A 17,372-nucleotide genomic window follows, 5' to 3' on the forward strand; every position below is an offset into this window, starting at 1 on the left:
GGGCAGGGCAATTGCGGCGGCGGGCCGGGGGGCTCGCGGACGGGCGGGCGAAGCGCGGCGGTGCAGCGCGAGGGTCGCAACCGTGCATTGTTTCGCGGAAATATTTCATCTTCAGCTCTAAAGTGCGCGTTTTGCACACCGATAGTGCATTTACCGATCCATCTCGTCTCAGGAACCCGGCGATGAGCAGTTTCCGCGAGCTTTACGAATCAGTCGAAAAGACTTTCTGGAACTCACTGACCAAGAAGCTCAGCAGTCTGCTGCTGCTGTTCGTGATCAACATCCTGTACCTGGCCGTTTACTGGTGGCATGCCTCCGAGATCGAGACGATGCTCGGACGTGGTCCCGAGGTCGCCGCGGGCATCATGGCGATGCTCGACAAGGGGTTCGTCATGATGGTCTCGCTCAGCGTGTTTGCACTGCTGCTGACGGTGGGACAGATCCTCTACCTGCGCCACCTGATCGTGCGGCCGGTACGCGCGATCCGCGAAGTCTTCGACGATGTCAGTCATGGCGAGGGCGATTTCTCGCGCAACCTGCCGCTGTGCAGCCACGACGAGTTCCGCGATCTCGCGATCAGCTTCAACCGCTTCGCCGACCGCATGCGCGAGATCATCGGCGAGGTGCGTAACATGAGCGTGAACATCGCCCGCGAGGCCGTGCAGGTGAAGCTGCGCATCGAGAACTCGGCGGCCGGCGCCCGCGAGCAGGAGCGCATGACGGCCGAGGTCTTCGAGACCAGCACCGCCTCGACCGCGGCGATCGAGGAGGTGTCGCACGGCGCCCGCCAGATCACCGAATCGACCAGCGCGAACCTCGTCATCGCGCGTGATTCGCTCGCGGAGATGCAGGAGATCGCCGGCAAGATCAACACGGTCAGCGAGAAGGTGCTGAAGTTCAACACCACGGTGGATGACCTGTCGACGCGGTCCGAGAGCGTGAAGCACATCGCGGTGCTGATCCGTGAGATCGCCGACCAGACCAACCTGCTGGCCCTGAACGCCGCCATCGAGGCGGCGCGGGCGGGCGAGGCCGGTCGCGGTTTCGCCGTCGTCGCGGACGAAGTGCGCAAGCTAGCCGAGCGGGTGAACAAGGCCACCGAGGAGATCGTCGGCAACATCAACGGCATGCTGGGCCTGGTGGCCAACACCCGCAGCGAGAACGAGGTCATCAACGTCGATGTGCAGGACACGCGCGCCGTGGTCGAGCGCTCGGCGAGGCAGTTCGAGCACATGGTCGGCGAGTTCGAGACCTCCGGCCGGCAACTGAGCCAGATCGCCGTCGCGATGGAATCGCTGAGCGAGACCAACGCGCGTGTCCATGAGAACGTCACCGCCATCAACCAGCTCTCTGCCAAGGTCGGCGAGCAGATGCAGGACAGCGAACGACGCACGCTTGATCTCACGGAGGCGACCGAAGCGGTGCAGGAGCTGGTGTCCCGCTTCAAGATCGGCCGCGGCGCGTTCGACCTCGCGGTGGACCAGACCCGTATCTTCCGCGACCGCATCCAGGCGCAGCTCGAAGAGATGGCCGCCAGCCGCATCGACGTGTTCGACCGCCGCTACCAGCCGATACCCGGCACCAATCCGCAGAAGTTCAAGGTCACGTGGGGCGATGAATTCACCCGACGCTGCCAGGCCCTGCTGGATGGCACCCTGGGCGCGACCCAGGGCGCGGCCTTCGCGGTGGCGGTCAATACCGATGGCTACCTGTCGGCGCACAACGGCAAGTTCTCGAAGCCGCTCACCGGCAACTACGAGGCCGATCTGGTGGGCAACCGCACCTGCCGCAAGTTCGAGCGTCCGCCCGAGCTGCGTGCCGCACGCAACACCGAGTCGATGCTGCTGCAGACCTACCTGCGCGACACCGGCGAGATCCTGTGCGACATTGCCATGCCGATCATGATCGGCGGGCGGCATTGGGGCAACGTCCGGGTCGGCATGCCGGCCGAGGCGCTGCTGGGACGCTGACGGCCGCCGATCACACGCCCAGCCAGCCCAGCAGCTTGCGCAGGCGGTCTTCCTCGCCGGCGGAGAAGCCGGTGATGCCGAGCTGGCGCAGGAAGGCCTGACCGGCCTCGTCGCTCGACAGGCCGACCAGCACCTGGCGTGCCTTGGCGATGTCTCCGGGCGACAGGCCGGGATGGCCGACCACCGGCATGTAAGGCTGGCCGACCGATTCGTGCAGGATGCGCTGCCCGCTCTCGCGCCACTTGCGTACGGCGCCCGAGTACGACGCCAGGCCGCCGACATCGGCAATGCCTTTCTCGAGCCCGAAGGGAATCGCACCCTGTTCGCGCACGTAGAAGACGCTTTCCTTGCTGAGGTCGATGCCCTTGTCGCGCAGTTCGGCGCGGCAGAAGCGCGTCATGTAGGCAACCTCTTCCGGCAGCACGAAGGTCTTGCCGCGCAGGTCGGCGAACGACTTGACCGGCGAGTCGGCGCGGACCACCAGCATGCAGTGGCCTTCGGGTTCGGCGTTGGCGACATACTGGTAGCGGTAGTCGCGCAGACCGCGTGCCGGGTAGTCCGACGGGCGGGCGATCACGAAGTCGAACTTGCCGTCGCGCATGCCTTCTTCGAGCGCGGCAAATTCGCGCACGAAGGCGACTTCGACCTTGCGCCCGAGCGCGGCGGACAGGCGGTCGGCCATCGGCGCGTACTTCTTGCGCGCGGTGGCGGCGTCGATGCCGCCCGAAGTGCCTTCGCTGACCGCGAGGCTGAGGGGCCTCGCATCCTGAGCCACGGCAGGCAACCCATGTCCGAGGGCAAGGGCGGAGATCAGGGCGAGCAGCGAACGTTGGGGCAGGGATGTCGTCATGTCTTTACCGGCGGCAGGAAAGTTGGAATGCATGAATTGAGAATGCAGCCGGGATGGTCTCAATTTTGATGCAGGTCAAGGTGTGGAATCGGTCACGGCAGGCATTAGTCCAAGGCCCTCTGCAACACGCCGACCGGCGGAGCCCAGTCGTTGCCCGGCTGTTTCTTGCGCGTCACGAGCGTGAGCTGCGCCGGCGCGAACACGTTGGCGTTGTGTGTGACCGGCGTGGTGATCAGGTACTGCGCGCGGGTGGCGCGCAGGAAGGTGCCGACGCGGTCGATGTTGGCGACGTCGAGGTGAGCGAAGGGCTCGTCGATGAAGACGAAACCGCCGGGGCGGGCTTCGTCCATCAGCAGGCCGATCAGCAGGATCAGCGACTTCATGACCTGCTGGCCGCCCGAGGCTTCGCCGTCGTTCAGGCCCACCGCACCCTTGCGGTCGAAATCGAAGCGGACCTCCAGCCCGGCCTGCGATAGCGAGACGTCGTCGTTCTCGAGGTGCGGCGTGGGGCAGTCCACGCTGACGTTGGCGAGGTCGCCCAGGGCCTTGAGGTTCTTCGCGTACTGGCGCACGGTGGCGCGCAGCTTGGCGATGTAGGCGGCGCGTGCGTTGTCGCTGTGGTTGCGCGCGGTGGCGCAGTAGCCCTGGCGGTCGAGGTAGTCGCGCTCGCGGCGGCCAACGTCGGCGGCGAGGCGGTCGCGCACGACCAGCACGGCCGGGTCGGTGATCCAGTCGCCCTCGTCGATGTGGCGGCGCAGGCGCTCGAGCTGGAGCCGGGCGCCCCGGGCGTCGCCGTACTTTTCGGCGAGCAGGGCGAGTTCCCCGGCGTCCAGCCAGTGCGCCGGCATCCCCCTGCGGCGACGGCGCAGCGTCACGATGCGTTCGGCCTGCGTGCGGCGGCGCGGGCCGTGCTCGCGGGCGATGTCGGCCAGACGCAGCTCGATGGCCTTGAGCTCGCGCTGGCGGCGGTCGACCTCGATCTGGATGCCGCTGAGCTTCTCGTTGAGCGCGTCGAGGGTGCCGCGCATGTCGGTTCGCTCGGCGATCGCGGCCGTCAGCGCCTTGCGCGCCTGGGGCAGCTCCGAATCGGCGGTGGCGTAGCGTTCGGCATTGGCCGCCAGCAGTTGGGCCGACTGCAGGCCGAGCATGCGCTGACGGATCGTGGTGACGCGCGCAGTGGCTTCGTCCAGCTTCGGGCGCAGGGCCTGGAGCTGCTTGTCGAGCGCGATGATTTCCTCTTGCAGCGCGGCGATGCGCGACTGGCGGGCGAGCTCGCCGAAGTGGAACTCCTGCGGCCGGCCGAGGTGGCGGGCGCCGCGGCGCTCGCGGTGGTAGCCGTCGCGGGTGATCCATTCCTGCTCGCGCGGCAGGTCGCGGGCGGCCTGGGCATCCTCGACGCGGCGGATGCGGTTGAGCAGGTCGGCCAGCCAGCGCGGCACCGGGCCGTTGAATTCGACGACTTCGGCCAGGCTCATCGGGCGCGGCGGCGGGGCGGGCTCGCGCTCGGGCACGATGAAGTGGCGGAAGCGCTCGCGCTCGCCCAACGCCCAGGCGGCGTGGCGGTCGGCCTCGCGCTCGAGCAGGATCAGGTGACGGTAGGGGCGCAGGATGGCCTCGAGCGCCGCCTGCCAGGCCGGATCGGTGATCTCGACGACCTCGGCCAGGCTCTGGTGGGCGATGCCCTCGGCGCTGAGCTTGACGCGGAAGCGCGACACCTCGGCGTCGCCCGGCGGGCCGCTGCGGTTGCGTTCGCTGCGCAGGGTCTCGGTGCGGTCCTCGAAGGCGGCGACGAGCTCGCGTTCCCGGGCGCGCAGGCGGGCGCGCTCGGCGTCGGCCTCCTCGTGTTTCTTCTCCAGCGCCACCGCGTCGGCACCGTGCTCGGTGGCGAGCTGGGCGCGCAGGGCGTCGCGCTCGGCCAGCAGCTTCTCGAGGTCGCGCACGCGGTCGTGGGCAGCCAGATAGCGCTGCTCGGTGGCGGTGTCGCCCTCCTTCAGGCGCTTGCGTTCGGCGCTGGCGGCGTCCTGTTCGGCGCGCACGGCGTCGAGCCGCAGACGGGCCTCGCGCTGCTCCGCGATCCTGTCGATGCGTTCGCGGCTGACGCGGCGCAATGCGTCGCGCTCGTCGGCGATCTCGCGCGCCAGCTCGGCGATCTCGAGCCGCGGCACGATCTCCGCCTGCAGGGCCTGGGCTTCGTCGGCGAGCTGCTTCCATTCGAGGAAGCGGTTGGCCTCGGCCTTCTTTTCCTCGGCCTGGGTCTTCAGGCGGTCGAGATCGATGCCGAGTTCGCCCAGCTCGCGCTCGGCGTTCTTCTGCTCCTCCCGCGCGGCCTGGTAGTTGTCCAGCACCTCCTTGTCGCCGAAGACATCGAACACCAGCTCGAGCAGGGCCTTGGGCGAGTACTCGCACAGCTTGTCGGTGTCGCCCTGTTCCAGCGCCAGCACCTTGGTGATGGCCGGGGTCAGGCCGCCCCAGGCGAGGCGGTTCTGGTAGTCGCGCAGGCCGATCCAGTCGTTGTTGGCCTCGAGCGCCTCGATGTCCTGGTTGCCGTCGACGATGGCGTAATCGCGGATCCAGTCGCCGCCGGCCTTGCGGATGCGGCAGGCGAGCGTCACTTCGTCCGACAGGCAGGGGAAGAACGGGCGCTTGCCGGTGCTGCCGGGCACGTTGGCCACGATGGCGCGGATCCACGCGAAGCTGCGGTCGGCGCGGCGCACGTAGCGGCGGAAGTCGCGCTTGCCCGAGCAGCGCAGCGCGAACAGCGTGCGCAGGGCGTCGAGCAGGGTGGTCTTGCCCGAGCCGTTGGGGCCGACGATGGTGATGATCTGGGCGTCCAGCGGCAGCGAGAAGCGGCGCCAGAAGTCCCAGTGCACGAGTTCGAGCGTCTTGATATGGAACATCAGCGGTTGTCTCCGGCGTCGTCGTCAGTCCCGTCCTCGTCGGGCAGAATGTCCGCCACCTCGAAGGCATTGGTTTCGGGCACGGCATGGCCGGCGGCGGCGAGCACTTCGCCCAGCGTGCCGTGGATGATGCGGTCGGCCATCACGCGGTAGTCGAGCGCCACGTCGAGCAGTGGCCCTTCGCTGATGACACCGTTGCGGCGCTCGATGAAGCCCAGCCGCGCGAGCTTGCCGAGCGCTATGGTCATCTTGGTCTTGCCGCCCAGGCGCGGGCCGAAGTCGGCCACCAGCGAGCTTTCGGCCAGGCTGCCGGAGACGCTGTCGCCGTGGGCGACGGGCTTGTCGCCGCCGAACATGTCGGTCTGGCCGTCGTCGATCAGTTCGCGCCGCGTGACCTGGCGCTCGCGCTTGGGTAGCACGACCAGCGACCAGATCACCACCAGCAGCGCGATCTCGTCGCGCGCCAGGCCGAGGTTGCTGGCGGCGTACTCGCGGCCGGCACCGAACACGGGTTCGGCCATCTCGGCCTGCAGTGCGACACCGACGTGGGCGGCGTAGGGGTTGTCGAGCAGTTGCAGGCCGACGTCGGCCAGCCGGCGGTCGAGCTCGAGGCGGAAGGTCTCGTCGACCAGTGCGCGCCGCACCATGCGGTCGCTGCGCGGCAGCCAGCGCTGCGCGAGCAGGCGCGCGGTGAGCGTCTTCAGTTCATGTTCCATGGGCGCACCGTTCAGGATTGGGCGGGCAGGGCGGTCGCACGCGGGACCACCTCGCCGGCGTTGATGGCAGCGATCTCGTCTTCGCCGACCGGCACCAGCTCGTCGCCGAAGCGCACGTCGAGCGGCAGACGCATGAAGGCGCCGATCGGGCCGTCGACCGGACTGGCGTCCTCGCCGTCGGCCAGCAGCGCGAGCAGCGACAGGCGGTAGCTGGCCAGCGCAAAGCCGCCGCCCGCGATGACGTGGTGCAGGGGGCGCGGTTCCGGCAGGGACTCGAGACGATGGGTGAAGTGCTCGAGCATCGCCAGGTCTTCGGCGTCGGGTGCGGTGTCGACGGGCGAGCTGTCCGGTGGCGGCAGCGTGGCATCGACCTCGCCGCGCACCTTGTCGTCGCCGAGCGCGGTCTCGGCGCGGTCCAGCAGTTCGTGGCCGCCGGCCAGCAGCGGCAGGTCCGGCACCGCCGCCAGCCCGCCTTCGGCGAAGCCTGCCAGCGTGGCGATGTCGAGCCGCCGCAGCCAGGCGGCAACGTCCGACGACGAGATGCCCGAGCCGCCCAGCGTCACGCGCTGCGCTTCGATCTTGTTCAGCGCGCGCTGGAAGGCGGCATCCACGCGTGCCAGCCGCGACTGCGCGAGGCCGATGCGCTGTGCGATGCGGGCGATGTCGAAGTCGACCTCGGGATCGGCGAGCAGCTTGTTGAGGATGTCGGTGCCGCGCTCGAGCCAGCGCCCGTTGGCCGACAGGCGGCGACGGGCGTCGAGGATGCGGAATTCGGAACCGGAGGCGATGGCTTCCTCGAAGTGCCAGGTGAGGTCGTTGAGCTTGGACAGCAGGTGGCCGAGCGATTCTGCGGTGACGCCGCCCACGGCCTGCAGGCCGGCAAGCTGGGCGGTGAGGAAGCCGAGCTCGGCATCCTCTTCCTCGCCGAAGCGCAGCAGCATGGCGATGGCGGCCACCGCGTTGCGGCCGATGTCGGAGAGGTGGTACTGCCCGTCTTCGCCGATGGCGAGCAGGGCGTTGTCGCGCAGGCGCTTGAGTACGGTCTCGAGCTTGACCGGGTCGAGATAGGTGAAGCGCGCGCGCAGGGCGTCCGGCGACCAGCGTGGGGCCTCGGCTTCGCGGCCGATCTCGCGCAGCACGAGCAGGCGCATGAGGACTTCGGCCTCGGTGCCGCGGAAGAGCGTGATGAAGGCGTCGAGCAGCGGCCTGGCGCTATTCAGCGCCGCGAGTTCCGGCACTTCGTCGGCATCGACGCCGGGTGCGAGAAAGTCCGACAGGAACGGTTCAGTCATCGATTCTGGGAGCGCTGCAAAGTCGGGTTGAGTCGGTTCGGTGTACCTGCCGTCGGTGGGAATCAAGCCGGTTGGAGAGGGCGATAGGCTCGATCCGGGTATGGTTCTTCAGCCGATTCAGCCTCGGTTGCCGGAGGACGTGCGGGGTGTTTGTGGAGCCGGCGAGGACTGTCCGAGCGAAGCGAGTTCCGCAGCCGGCGGAACAAATACCCCGTGCGTCCGACCGGAAGGCCGCCGTCTCTGCAGCCACTGAGCACAGTGGTGCTGCAGCTGCGGTGACAGAAATCGGCTCGACTGGGGCACTTGTTCCGAAGGCTGCGGAACTCGCCTGCGCTGCGCTTGGCTCAGACAGTCCTCGCCTTCTCCACAAGTGCCCCAGCCAAGCCTCAGGTTGTTCCTGGCTCAACGGCCGACGAAAGGCGTCGGTCGAGTAATGAGGGCGGCGCGTCTTAAACGCCCTGTTTCAGACTCGCCGCAATGAAGTCATCCAGGTCGCCATCCAGCACCGCCTGCGTGTTGCCCACTTCGTAGTTCGTGCGCAGATCCTTGATGCGGGACTGGTCCAGCACGTAGCTGCGGATCTGGTGGCCCCAGCCGATGTCGCTCTTGCTGTCTTCCAGCTTCTGCTGCTCGGACTGGCGCTTGCGCAGTTCCAGCTCGTACAGGCGCGCCTTCAGCATCGACATCGCTTCAGCCTTGTTCTTGTGCTGCGAACGGTCGTTCTGGCATTGCACGACGATGCCGGTCGGCTCGTGCGTGATCCGCACCGCCGAGTCGGTCTTGTTGATGTGCTGGCCGCCCGCGCCGGAGGCACGGTAGGTGTCGATGCGCAGGTCGGCCGGGTTGATCTCGATCTCGATCGAGTCGTCCACTTCCGGATACACGAACACCGAGGTGAAGCTGGTGTGGCGGCGGGCGTTGGAGTCGAACGGCGACTTGCGCACCAGACGGTGAATGCCGGTCTCGGTGCGCAGATAGCCGTAGGCGTACTCGCCGCTGACCTTGATCGTGCAGTTCTTGATGCCTGCGACTTCGCCCTCGGTCTCTTCCATCAGCTCGACACCGAAGCCCTTCTTCTCGCTGTAGCGCAGGTACATGCGTTCGAGCATGCCCGCCCAGTCCTGCGCTTCGGTGCCGCCGGCGCCGGCCTGGATTTCGATGAAGCAGTTGTTCGGGTCCATGGGATTGCTGAACATGCGGCGGAACTCGAGCTTCTCGACTTCCGCTTCCAGTCCGTCGAGGTCGGACTCGACAGCCTCGAAGGTGTCGTCGTCGTCCTCGGCTTCGGCCAGCTCGTACAGGTCCTTGAGGTCGCGCGACTGCGCGTCGATCGTCTGCAGCGTCAGCACAACGTCTTCGAGCTGGCGCTTCTCCTTGCCGAGTTCCTGCGCGCGTTCGGCGTTGTTCCAGACCGCCGGGTCTTCCAGCGCGCGATTGACTTCTTCGAGCTTCGATGCTTTCACATCGTAGTCAAAGATACCTCCGAAGTTCCCGACCGCGGGCGGCGAGGTCGGCGAGTTTTTCGGCGATGGCGTTCTGGCGTTCGGCTTCCATGGGCAAGGCTCCGGCGGAATCTGGAAAACCGCTTATTATACCGGTAGCGAGGTCGGGGCAGGCGGCGATGCGAGGGAGGGCGTTGATACACCAGCCGGTCGCAGACGATGCCGGGTCCGCGGGAGCGCCGGGTCTTCATGCTGGTGTCGTGTCAAATGTCATGAATCCGGGCTTCAGACCCTGCGCGAGTGCGGCCGGTGCAGTACCATCGGAGCCCGGGAGCCGAATGGGGTCAGTCCATCTTAACCGCCGTGCGAGCGGCAGCAGGATTGACCTGCATGGGAGGGCGGCGTGGCGCGTTGCGTCCTCGCTGTCGTGGGTATTCATACGAACTGGCGTGGCCAGATGCACCAGAGCAAGAAAAATCTCACCCGAATCCTGATTGCCGGGGTGCTGTTGCTGAACTTGTTCATCCTGGGCTTGCTCGCCTATACGCTGCATGCGTCCAAGGTGCGCAAGGAGGAAGAGGTCAGCACCATGGTCGAGAACCTCGCCCTGCTGCTGGACCAGAGCGTCAGCTCATCGGTGCGCGAGATTGATCTCGCATTGAAGGAAATCCAGTCCCGGCTGGAGCGCGATCTGCGCCGACGGGATCGGCCGGACACCGACGACACGCTGCTCGCCATCGACTTTCATCAGGATTGGCTGGCGCAGGTTGCCGAGATCCGCATCACCGACGAATCCGGCACGCCGATCCTGGGCTATGGCGTGACGCCGCAGACACGGGTGAGCTATGCCGATCGCAGCTTCTTCGAGGAGCACCGGAAACATGCCGACCGGGGGCTGATTGCGAGCAAGTTGCTGTACGGCCGGATTGCCGGGACCTGGATCATCGTGTTCTCGCGACGCTACAACAATCCCGACGGAGATTTTGCCGGGATGGTGACGGCGGCCGTGCCTGCCGCCTACTTCGAGCGCCTGCTGTCCGGGCTGAAACTCGGCGATCACGGCATTGCGCTGATGCGCGACCTGGACAAGACCATGATCGCGCGCTTCCCGCCGCTGGCAACGCAGGCGGGAGAGGTCGGCTCCCGGGGCGGCTCGAAGGAGCTGACCGACATCATTGCGTCCGGGGTCGAGGCGCAATCCTTCTACAGCGCGCGCACGGCGGATGGTGTCAGCCGCATCAATGCCTACCGCAAGCTTTCGTTGATGCCCGCTTTCGTCGTCGTCGGGCGGGGGGAAGACGACTATCTCGCGCAGTGGCGGGACGAGGTCCAGAAGGGCGCGGCGCTGGCGATCCTGTTCCTTGTGGTGACTTCACTCGCCGCCTGGCTGTTGTGGCGCCTGATCGAGGCGAACGAGCGCGCCAACCGGCGCAGCCAGATCCTGCTGCAGAACGCCAGCGACGGCATCCACATCACCGATCTCGAAGGTACGGTGATCGAGGCGAGCGACGCCTTCTGCCGGATGCTGGGCTATGACCGCGCAGACGTGATCGGCATGGGCGTGGCGCAGTGGGAGGCCGGCCTGTCGCCTGAAGGCGTCCGCGACATCATCGATCGCGTACATCGTTCGGGCGACCTGCTCACCTTCGAGACCCTGCACCGGCGCAGCAACGGGGAGGTCTTTCCGGTCGAGGTCACCTCGTTTCCGCTGCAGCTGGACGACAAGCCGGTGCTGTTTCATTCGGCGCGCGACATCACGCTGCGCAAGTCGTCGGAAGAGGAGGTGAGGAAGCTCGCCTTCTTCGATCCGCTCACCGGGCTGCCGAACCGCCGCCTCCTGATGGAACGCCTCGAGCATGCCATGGCGAGCTGTGCGCGGCAGGGCGAGCATGGGGCGTTGCTCTTTGTCGATCTGGACAACTTCAAGTCGGTCAACGATACGGCGGGGCACAACCAGGGCGACCTGCTACTGCAGGAAGTCGCGACGATTCTGGGCAAGTGCGTCAGGCGTGACGACACGGTGGCGCGACTGGGCGGCGACGAGTTCGTGGTGATGCTCGACGGACTGGGGCGCGAGGCGCTCGAGGCCGTGCGGCATGCGGAAACGGTTGCGACCAAGATCCTGCATGCGCTGCACAAGACCTTCGACCTGGGTGGGTCCGAGCATCGCGCGTCTGCCAGCATCGGCATCACGCTGTTTGGCGAGCATCCCGATGAACGTGTGGATGAGCCGCTCAAACGCGCCGACCTTGCCATGTACGAGGCCAAGGTTGCAGGCCGGAACACCCTGCGTTTCTTCGATCCGAAGATGCAGGCGAGGGTGAGTACGCGCGCGGAGCTGGAGTCGGCCTTGTGGGTGGGGCTGGAGAAGGGCCAGTTCCTGCTCCAGTACCAGCCTCAGGTTCAGGCCGTGGGGCAGATCACCGGTGTCGAAGCCCTCCTGCGCTGGCGTCATCCCGAGCGAGGCATGGTGTCGCCCGCCGAGTTCATCCCGCTCGCCGAAGAGAACGGCTTCATTCTTCCGCTCGGGCGCTGGGTGCTGGAGACCGCCTGTGCGCAACTGGCGCTCTGGGCACGCGATGCGCGGATGGCGCAGCTGTCGATCGCTGTCAATGTGAGCGCGCGCCAGTTCCGCCAGGACGATTTCGTCGCAGAGGTGCTCGACATCCTCGACCGCAGCGGCGCCAATCCGGCGCGCCTGAAGATCGAGCTCACCGAGAATTCGCTGGTGACGGACATCGAGAGCGTGATCGCCAAGATGGGCGCGCTCAAGGCGCGCGGCGTCGGCTTCTCGCTCGACGATTTCGGGACCGGCTATTCCTCGCTGGCCTATCTCAAGCGCCTGCCGCTGGACCAGATCAAGATCGACCAGGGCTTCGTCCGCGACATCCTGGTCGATCCGAACGATGCAGCGATCGCGAAGATGGTCATCGTGCTGGCCGACAGCCTTGGACTGGCCGTGATCGCCGAAGGGGTCGAGACCGAGGATCAGCGCGATTATCTGGCACAGCAGGGCTGCCTGTCATACCAGGGCTACTACTTCAGCCGGCCATTGGTCGAGTCCGACCTGCGCGAGCTGATTGGCAGGTGGCCCTCGCCGCACGACTGAGTCGCGCGCGCGTTCAGGCGGCTTCGAAGTGCTCCAGCATCAACTGCACGCTCGACACGCCGTTGTACTCGTTGATGCTCAGCCGGTAGGCGGCATGGATCTGCGCCGCAGCGCCTTCGGCGTGGTTGAACTGGATCGCCTCGTACCGGGTGGTGCCGCGCGTCAGTTCGAGCTTGAGATGCTTGTCCTTCAGCACCCGCTGGCGTTCGACGCGAAACACGTCGTCGAACACCGGTGCCGGAAAGCCCTGGCCCCAGATCTCGTTGTCGAGCATGCGCACGGCGTCGAGCGCGAAGTAGCCGGACTCCAGGTTGCCGTCGGTCTCGATGCGGCGCTCGAGTTGGGCGGGTTCGAGCAGTTCGCTGACGACGTCCTCGAAGGCGGCGTCGAAGCGGGCGAGTTCGGATTCGCGGATGGTGAGTCCGGCTGCCATCGCGTGGCCGCCGAAACGCACGATCAGGTCGGGATGGCGCTTGGTCACGAGATCGAGCGCGTCGCGCAGGTGCAGGCCCGGAATCGAGCGACCCGAGCCCTTGAGCTCGCCATCGTTCGCGCGTGCGAAGGCAATGGTGGGCCGGTGCAGCTTTTCCTTGATACGGCCGGCGACGATGCCGATCACGCCCTGGTGCCAGTCGGGCTCGAACAGGGCGATGGTCGCGCGGTTGCCGGCGCTCACTTCCCCATTGAACCCGGACAGGCGCGCCAGCGCTTCTTCCTGCATGCCGGCCTCGATGCTGCGGCGCTCGCGGTTGAGCTTGTCGAGTTCCTGGGCGATGTTCATGGCGCGCCCGGCGTCGTCGGTGATCAGGCATTCGATGCCCAGGCTCATGTCCGACAGACGGCCGGCCGCGTTGAGGCGCGGACCGATCATGAAGCCGAGGTCGGTGGTGCTGGCGCGTGCCGGATCGCGCCCGGCCAGTGCGAACAGGGCGCGGATGCCCGGCTGCAGGCGGCCGGCGCGCATGCGCGCGAGTCCTTGCGCGACCAGGATGCGGTTGTTGCGGTCGAGCTTGACCACGTCGGCCACGGTGCCCAGCGCCACCAGATCGAGCAGGTCGGCCAGGTTCGGTTCCTTGTCCCCGGCAAAGGCGCCGCGTTCGCGCAACTCGGCGCGCAGCGCGAGCATGGTGTAGAACATCGCACCCACGCCAGCCAGCGCCTTGCTCGGGAAGTCGCAGCCGGGCTGGTTCGGATTCACGATCACATCGGCCTCGGGCAGCACGTCGCCGGGCAGGTGGTGGTCGGTGATGACGGTGGCCATGCCGTGCGCGCGCGCAGCGGCGATGCCTTCGACGCTGGCGATGCCGTTGTCGACCGTGATCAGCACGTCAGGCTCGAGCCGGGCGGCGATCTCGACCATCGCCGGCGTGAGGCCGTAACCGAGCGTGACGCGATCCGGAACCAGGTAATGCACGTCGGCGCCGAAGGCGCGCAGTGCACGCATGCCCACCGCGCAGGCGGTGGCGCCGTCACAGTCGTAGTCGGCGACGATCACCATGCGCGCGCCGGCCTCAATGGCGTCAGCGAGCAGCGCGGCGGCCTCCTGGGTGCCGGTCAGCGCTTCGGGCGGAAGCAGGTTCTTGAGGCTGGTGTCGAGCTCGTCGGCGCGGGCAATGCCGCGTGCGGCATACAGGCGGGCGAGCAGCGGGTGCAGGCCGGCATCGGCGAGGCGGGTCAGGGCTTGCTGCGAGACAGGGCGGGACTGGATGCGGGTCATCGGTCGGTATGCGGGGCGGTGGGCGGGGGGGCGTCCGGCAGGGTGATCGGCGCGGGGGCAGTCGATTTCAGCAGTGCATCGAAGGCGTAGGGCTTGCGCCAGAACTTCCAGCGGTCGCTGCGGCGGTTGGCGACGACCAGCGTGCCGCGATCACCCGGCGCGGTGAGGCGCAGGGTATCGATGCGACCGCGTCGCAGTGCCTCGGCAAGGGGGGCGAACCAGTCGCGTTCCAGCGCTTCGAGCCCGCGGCGCCAGGCGTCGAGATCGAGGCGTTGCGCCGGCTTGTGCAAGCTGTCGATGACGACGAGCGTGTCCTGCCTCAGCGCCGAAGCGAGATCGGGCGTGGCGACCGGGCACTGGCTTGCACGTGCGAGGCCGATGCTGAGCGGATCGGTGGCCTGCACCAGGGCAGCGGGCGCCTGCGGCATCCGCTCGAGCTCGCCTGCGCCCCACAGCCACACGCTGTTGACGGCACGCAGGCCGGACGCTTCCCGGGCCCGGCTGAGCGCATGGTTGTGCAGCACGATCTGCGCTTCGTTCATGGTCCGCTGCCACAGCCGCGCGTCCTCGCCTTCGGGCAGGAAGTGCTTCACCGGCCGGCCGACGACGTCATCCAGGGGGTACAGCGTGACCCGGCTGGCCTGCGGCAGGCGCAGATACCAGCGCGTCGGTGTGCACGCCTCGAAGCGGCCGAGATCGGCGAAGACTTCATTGAGTGCCGCGACGAGCTGACCGGACTCCTCTGCGGGCAGCTGGTCGTCGTCGAATCCCTGCAGCAGCAAGTGCTCGCGCGCGAACGACAGGTTGACCGGGTCGGCGCACAGCCAGTGGTTGCCGTCCGTCGGGGGCGGGGCGTCGGTTTCGCCGAGACGCCTCAGCGCGGCCAGCGGCAGGGCGTCACCTTCGAGGCCGAACAGGCGCGCCAGTTGCCGGTCGTACGGCTCGAAGCCGAGCATCGAGTGCGTGCCGCGGCCGAGCAAGGCCGCCAGCCCGTCGAGCGCAAGCCCGGCAGCAGGGCCGAGCAGGGTTGCGGTGGGCCACAGCAGGCCGGGGATCAGGAGCTGAATCTGCATCGGAAGCGCATCATTGGGAGCGGCGCGAGTCTAGCACGCGTGACCGTGCCGCCTCTTTGCATCACCCTTTCCCGCCGCCGCAGGCAGGTGCAATGGACGCCGGTTGACAGATGGGGCTGGGAAGTATTCAATTGATGTGTATGAGTGAATCACATGATTGCATGGATGAAGCATGAAGACGACAAGAGCCCTTGTCCGCGAGCCTGAAGCGGCGTACTCCGCGCGCGGTAGTGTGGGCGGCGCAAGCATCGAACATTACCTGCATGCCGCGTCGGCACTCGAGCGCGACCACATGGTGCGTGAAGGCTTCGAGACCGGCTCGCTGGATGTGTTCGCCCACCGTTTCGGCCGCAGCGGGCGGAGTCTCGCGCAACTGCTGGGTGTGGCGCCGGCCACCTACGACCGCCGTGTGCGCGAGGGCAAGCCCTTGTCGCAGGACGATTCCGATCGCGTCGCCCGGTTGATCGATGTGGAGCGCGCGGCCGCGCGCGTGTTCGGCGACGAAAGCGCCGCCCGCGAATGGCTGGCCGCGCCCATTCCCGTACTGGGTGGCGCGATCCCCATCGAGTTGGTGGCCACCACGCCTGGCCACCAGGCAGTGATGAATGCCCTGCGCCGCATCATGGCCGGCACTGCCGCCTGATGGCGGCGAGAACGGCTACGCTGTGGCGGCTGGCGCAGGACTGGATCGACCTTGAAACCGGCGCGCTGCTATGTGCGGCCGAGGATTTCACGTGCGCGGGCAATGGCGCGGCGGCCGTAGGGGGGCGCTGGAACAGCGTTGGCAAGCCGGTCATCTACCTGGCCGACAGCCTTGCGCTGGCCCAGCTCGAGAAGCGGGTGCATACGCCGCTGCGGCCGCCGCGGGATCTGGTCGCAGTCGAGGTGACCCTGCCCGCTGCGCTGGTCGCCGCGGCCGAGACCGTCGAGCCGCCCGAGGGCTGGGATGCGCCCAACGTGGATTGGTCGGTGGGCAGCACGGTGTCGCAGCGCACAGGCGATGAATGGTTGGCGCGCGGCACGTCGCTGCTGCTGCGCGTCCCTTCGGTCGTGGTGCCCGTTGGATGGAACTACCTTCTGAACCCGGCTCACGCCGGTGCGCGGCGCCTGGTGACGCGGCGTATCGGCTACCGGCCCGATCAGTGTTTGTGGTGAGTGGGTAGGGCTGCGGCGCGGCGCTTGCGTACCGGAGCGCGCCAGTGCTCAGCGCCCCCGGTCTGCGGGCGCCTTACTCGATCGGGGCAAAACCGTAGTAGGAGCCGTATGCGGACGGCGCCGGCGCGTAGGCAGCCACCTTGATCGCATCGGCCAGGCTCACCTTGTCCGTGAGCCCGTCAATGCCCCGTCCGTCCGCGAGCCACCGGGCTTCGATATCCTGTTCCGACATCCCGCTGAGGCGGAGATTCTGGTCGAGACGCTCCGAACGGTATTCGAAAGCCGTGTCGTGCGCGATGAACAGCGTGTGCGGGCAGGCGGTGATGCGCGTCTCGTCGTCGGGATCGGCCCCCATGACACGCACGCCACAGAACGGACAATGGACTGGCGTGTAGTAGAAGGTCTTGAGTTCGGTTCTCTGGATCAGATGGGACATGGGACTTTCCTTGTTCGATGGAGATGAGCGTAGGGCGCGGCGCTGCTGGAGGGCGCATGTCGGGCCGACGTCGCGGGGCTACCTCGTCGTGGGTGTCGTTGCGGAGGCAAGGCTCAATCCGGCTGCCCGGTAAGCGGGCACGGTCCGGTATTTACGGAGGGCAAAATGCAAAAGGCCCGACGCACGTCGGGCCTTCGGGTGACCTGCGCCGAAGGCGCGAGGTCGCAGCGCTGCTTAGTTGGCCGCGCGGATGTTGGACGCTTGTAGACCCTTGGGGCCGGTGGTCACGTCGAAGGTGACGCGCTGGCCTTCTGCGAGGGTCTTGAAACCCTGGCCTTCAATGGCGGAAAAGTGGGCGAAAAGGTCGTCACCGCCGGCTTCCGGCGTGATGAAACCAAAGCCCTTCGAATCGTTGAACCACTTGACGGTACCTGTTGCCATGTCTTGAATCTCCTGAAAATGGGGAAAGCCCCCTGAATGGGGCGAGTATCAAGACAGCGAGGTATGACTTGGAGGTACGACCGAAGAATCGGATATGCCGACAAACAAACTACACGACTTGAAGTTCGCTGCGGCGCAGTATGAGTGAAGTGCGGCAATAAAGATAGCTATATTTACAGCAGCAAGGCATGCCGGGCAGGGCAATGGCGCGCAAGCGAGATTGCAAGGATGCCGCCCGCGCCTGTCACGACCGATACAATGGCGTCCATCATGC

13 protein-coding genes are annotated in these 17,372 nt (G+C 67.0%); 4 read left to right on the top strand and 9 right to left on the bottom strand.

Translation table 11 applies throughout. The annotated features are described in order from the left end of the window. Window positions 1–182 precede the first annotated feature (182 nt). On the top strand, window positions 183–1,970 hold the full coding sequence (locus C664_RS03565; protein ID WP_004253369.1) for a methyl-accepting chemotaxis protein: 1,788 nt from the start codon (window positions 183–185) through the stop codon (window positions 1,968–1,970). A 10-nt stretch (window positions 1,971–1,980) separates the two neighbouring features. Here the strand turns inward: C664_RS03565 and C664_RS03570 are convergent, their stop codons facing one another. The 5 genes from C664_RS03570 to prfB form a co-directional block, all read right to left on the bottom strand. Next, window positions 1,981–2,820, bottom strand: a complete 840-nt coding sequence (locus tag C664_RS03570; protein WP_083483042.1) for a phosphate/phosphite/phosphonate ABC transporter substrate-binding protein — start codon at window positions 2,818–2,820, stop codon at window positions 1,981–1,983. Between the two features lie 104 nt (window positions 2,821–2,924). Further along, a complete protein-coding gene (locus tag C664_RS03575) occupies window positions 2,925–5,717 on the bottom strand; it encodes an AAA family ATPase (protein ID WP_004253376.1) in 2,793 nt (930 codons plus the stop codon). Next, a complete protein-coding gene (locus C664_RS03580) occupies window positions 5,717–6,433 on the bottom strand; it encodes a hypothetical protein (RefSeq protein ID WP_004253379.1) in 717 nt (238 codons plus the stop codon). The genes C664_RS03575 and C664_RS03580 overlap by 1 nt, the downstream gene beginning before the upstream one ends. An 11-nt stretch (window positions 6,434–6,444) precedes the next feature. Next, window positions 6,445–7,725, bottom strand: a complete 1,281-nt coding sequence (locus C664_RS03585; protein WP_004253382.1) for a hypothetical protein — start codon at window positions 7,723–7,725, stop codon at window positions 6,445–6,447. Window positions 7,726–8,174: 449 nt separating this feature from the next. Beyond that, a protein-coding gene (gene prfB, locus C664_RS03590; protein WP_157353923.1) for a peptide chain release factor 2 occupies window positions 8,175–9,279 on the bottom strand; the annotation gives its coding sequence in 2 pieces (ribosomal slippage) (window positions 8,175–9,197 and window positions 9,199–9,279; 1,104 coding nt in all). Window positions 9,280–9,624: 345 nt separating this feature from the next. On the opposite strand from prfB, the gene C664_RS03595 reads away from it, so the two are divergent. Beyond that, on the top strand, window positions 9,625–12,276 hold the full coding sequence (locus C664_RS03595; RefSeq protein ID WP_004253387.1) for a bifunctional diguanylate cyclase/phosphodiesterase: 2,652 nt from the start codon (window positions 9,625–9,627) through the stop codon (window positions 12,274–12,276). A gap of 13 nt (window positions 12,277–12,289) precedes the next feature. Here C664_RS03595 and recJ read toward each other — a convergent pair whose 3' ends face one another. Next, entirely contained in the window at window positions 12,290–13,993 is a 1,704-nt protein-coding gene (gene recJ / locus C664_RS03600) for a single-stranded-DNA-specific exonuclease RecJ (protein WP_004253390.1), read from the bottom strand. After that, window positions 13,990–15,066, bottom strand: coding sequence for a hypothetical protein (locus C664_RS03605; RefSeq protein WP_004253393.1), 1,077 nt, complete (start codon window positions 15,064–15,066; stop codon window positions 13,990–13,992). Before C664_RS03605 ends, recJ begins: the two co-directional genes overlap by 4 nt. A gap of 172 nt (window positions 15,067–15,238) precedes the next feature. On the opposite strand from C664_RS03605, the gene parS reads away from it, so the two are divergent. Beyond that, entirely contained in the window at window positions 15,239–15,709 is a 471-nt protein-coding gene (gene parS / locus C664_RS03610) for a type II RES/Xre toxin-antitoxin system antitoxin (RefSeq protein WP_038010770.1), read from the top strand. Beyond that, window positions 15,709–16,221 (top strand): RES family NAD+ phosphorylase, encoded by a 513-nt coding sequence (locus C664_RS03615; RefSeq protein WP_004253399.1) that lies wholly within the window; start codon window positions 15,709–15,711, stop codon window positions 16,219–16,221. The genes parS and C664_RS03615 overlap by 1 nt, the downstream gene beginning before the upstream one ends. Window positions 16,222–16,294: 73 nt before the next feature. Here C664_RS03615 and C664_RS03620 read toward each other — a convergent pair whose 3' ends face one another. Continuing rightward, the gene (locus C664_RS03620; protein WP_004253402.1) at window positions 16,295–16,657 is read right to left on the bottom strand and encodes a hypothetical protein; all 363 of its coding nucleotides are present in this window, start codon (window positions 16,655–16,657) and stop codon (window positions 16,295–16,297) included. Between the two features lie 234 nt (window positions 16,658–16,891). Further along, a complete protein-coding gene (locus C664_RS03625; protein ID WP_004253404.1) occupies window positions 16,892–17,098 on the bottom strand; it encodes a cold-shock protein in 207 nt (68 codons plus the stop codon). Between the last annotated feature and the right edge of the window lie 274 nt (window positions 17,099–17,372).

The organism is Thauera sp. 63 (assembly GCF_000310165.2).
Taxonomy (GTDB): Bacteria; Pseudomonadota; Gammaproteobacteria; order Burkholderiales; family Rhodocyclaceae; genus Thauera; species Thauera humireducens.

Excerpts from the sequence above, each read along its gene's own strand:
- C664_RS03580 (WP_004253379.1), bottom strand. The coding sequence starts at position 6,433 with ATGGAACATGAACTGAAGACGCTCACCGCGCGCCTGCTCGCGCAGCGC.
- C664_RS03570 (WP_083483042.1), bottom strand. The coding sequence starts at position 2,820 with ATGACGACATCCCTGCCCCAACGTTCGCTGCTCGCCCTGATCTCCGCC.
- C664_RS03595 (WP_004253387.1), top strand. The coding sequence starts at position 9,625 with ATGCACCAGAGCAAGAAAAATCTCACCCGAATCCTGATTGCCGGGGTG.
- C664_RS03625 (WP_004253404.1), bottom strand. The coding sequence starts at position 17,098 with ATGGCAACAGGTACCGTCAAGTGGTTCAACGATTCGAAGGGCTTTGGT.
- C664_RS03575 (WP_004253376.1), bottom strand. The coding sequence starts at position 5,717 with ATGTTCCATATCAAGACGCTCGAACTCGTGCACTGGGACTTCTGGCGC.
- parS (WP_038010770.1), top strand. The coding sequence starts at position 15,239 with ATGAAGACGACAAGAGCCCTTGTCCGCGAGCCTGAAGCGGCGTACTCC.
- recJ (WP_004253390.1), bottom strand. The coding sequence starts at position 13,993 with ATGACCCGCATCCAGTCCCGCCCTGTCTCGCAGCAAGCCCTGACCCGC.
- C664_RS03605 (WP_004253393.1), bottom strand. The coding sequence starts at position 15,066 with ATGCAGATTCAGCTCCTGATCCCCGGCCTGCTGTGGCCCACCGCAACC.
- C664_RS03615 (WP_004253399.1), top strand. The coding sequence starts at position 15,709 with ATGGCGGCGAGAACGGCTACGCTGTGGCGGCTGGCGCAGGACTGGATC.
- C664_RS03565 (WP_004253369.1), top strand. The coding sequence starts at position 183 with ATGAGCAGTTTCCGCGAGCTTTACGAATCAGTCGAAAAGACTTTCTGG.
- C664_RS03620 (WP_004253402.1), bottom strand. The coding sequence starts at position 16,657 with ATGTCCCATCTGATCCAGAGAACCGAACTCAAGACCTTCTACTACACG.
- C664_RS03585 (WP_004253382.1), bottom strand. The coding sequence starts at position 7,725 with ATGACTGAACCGTTCCTGTCGGACTTTCTCGCACCCGGCGTCGATGCC.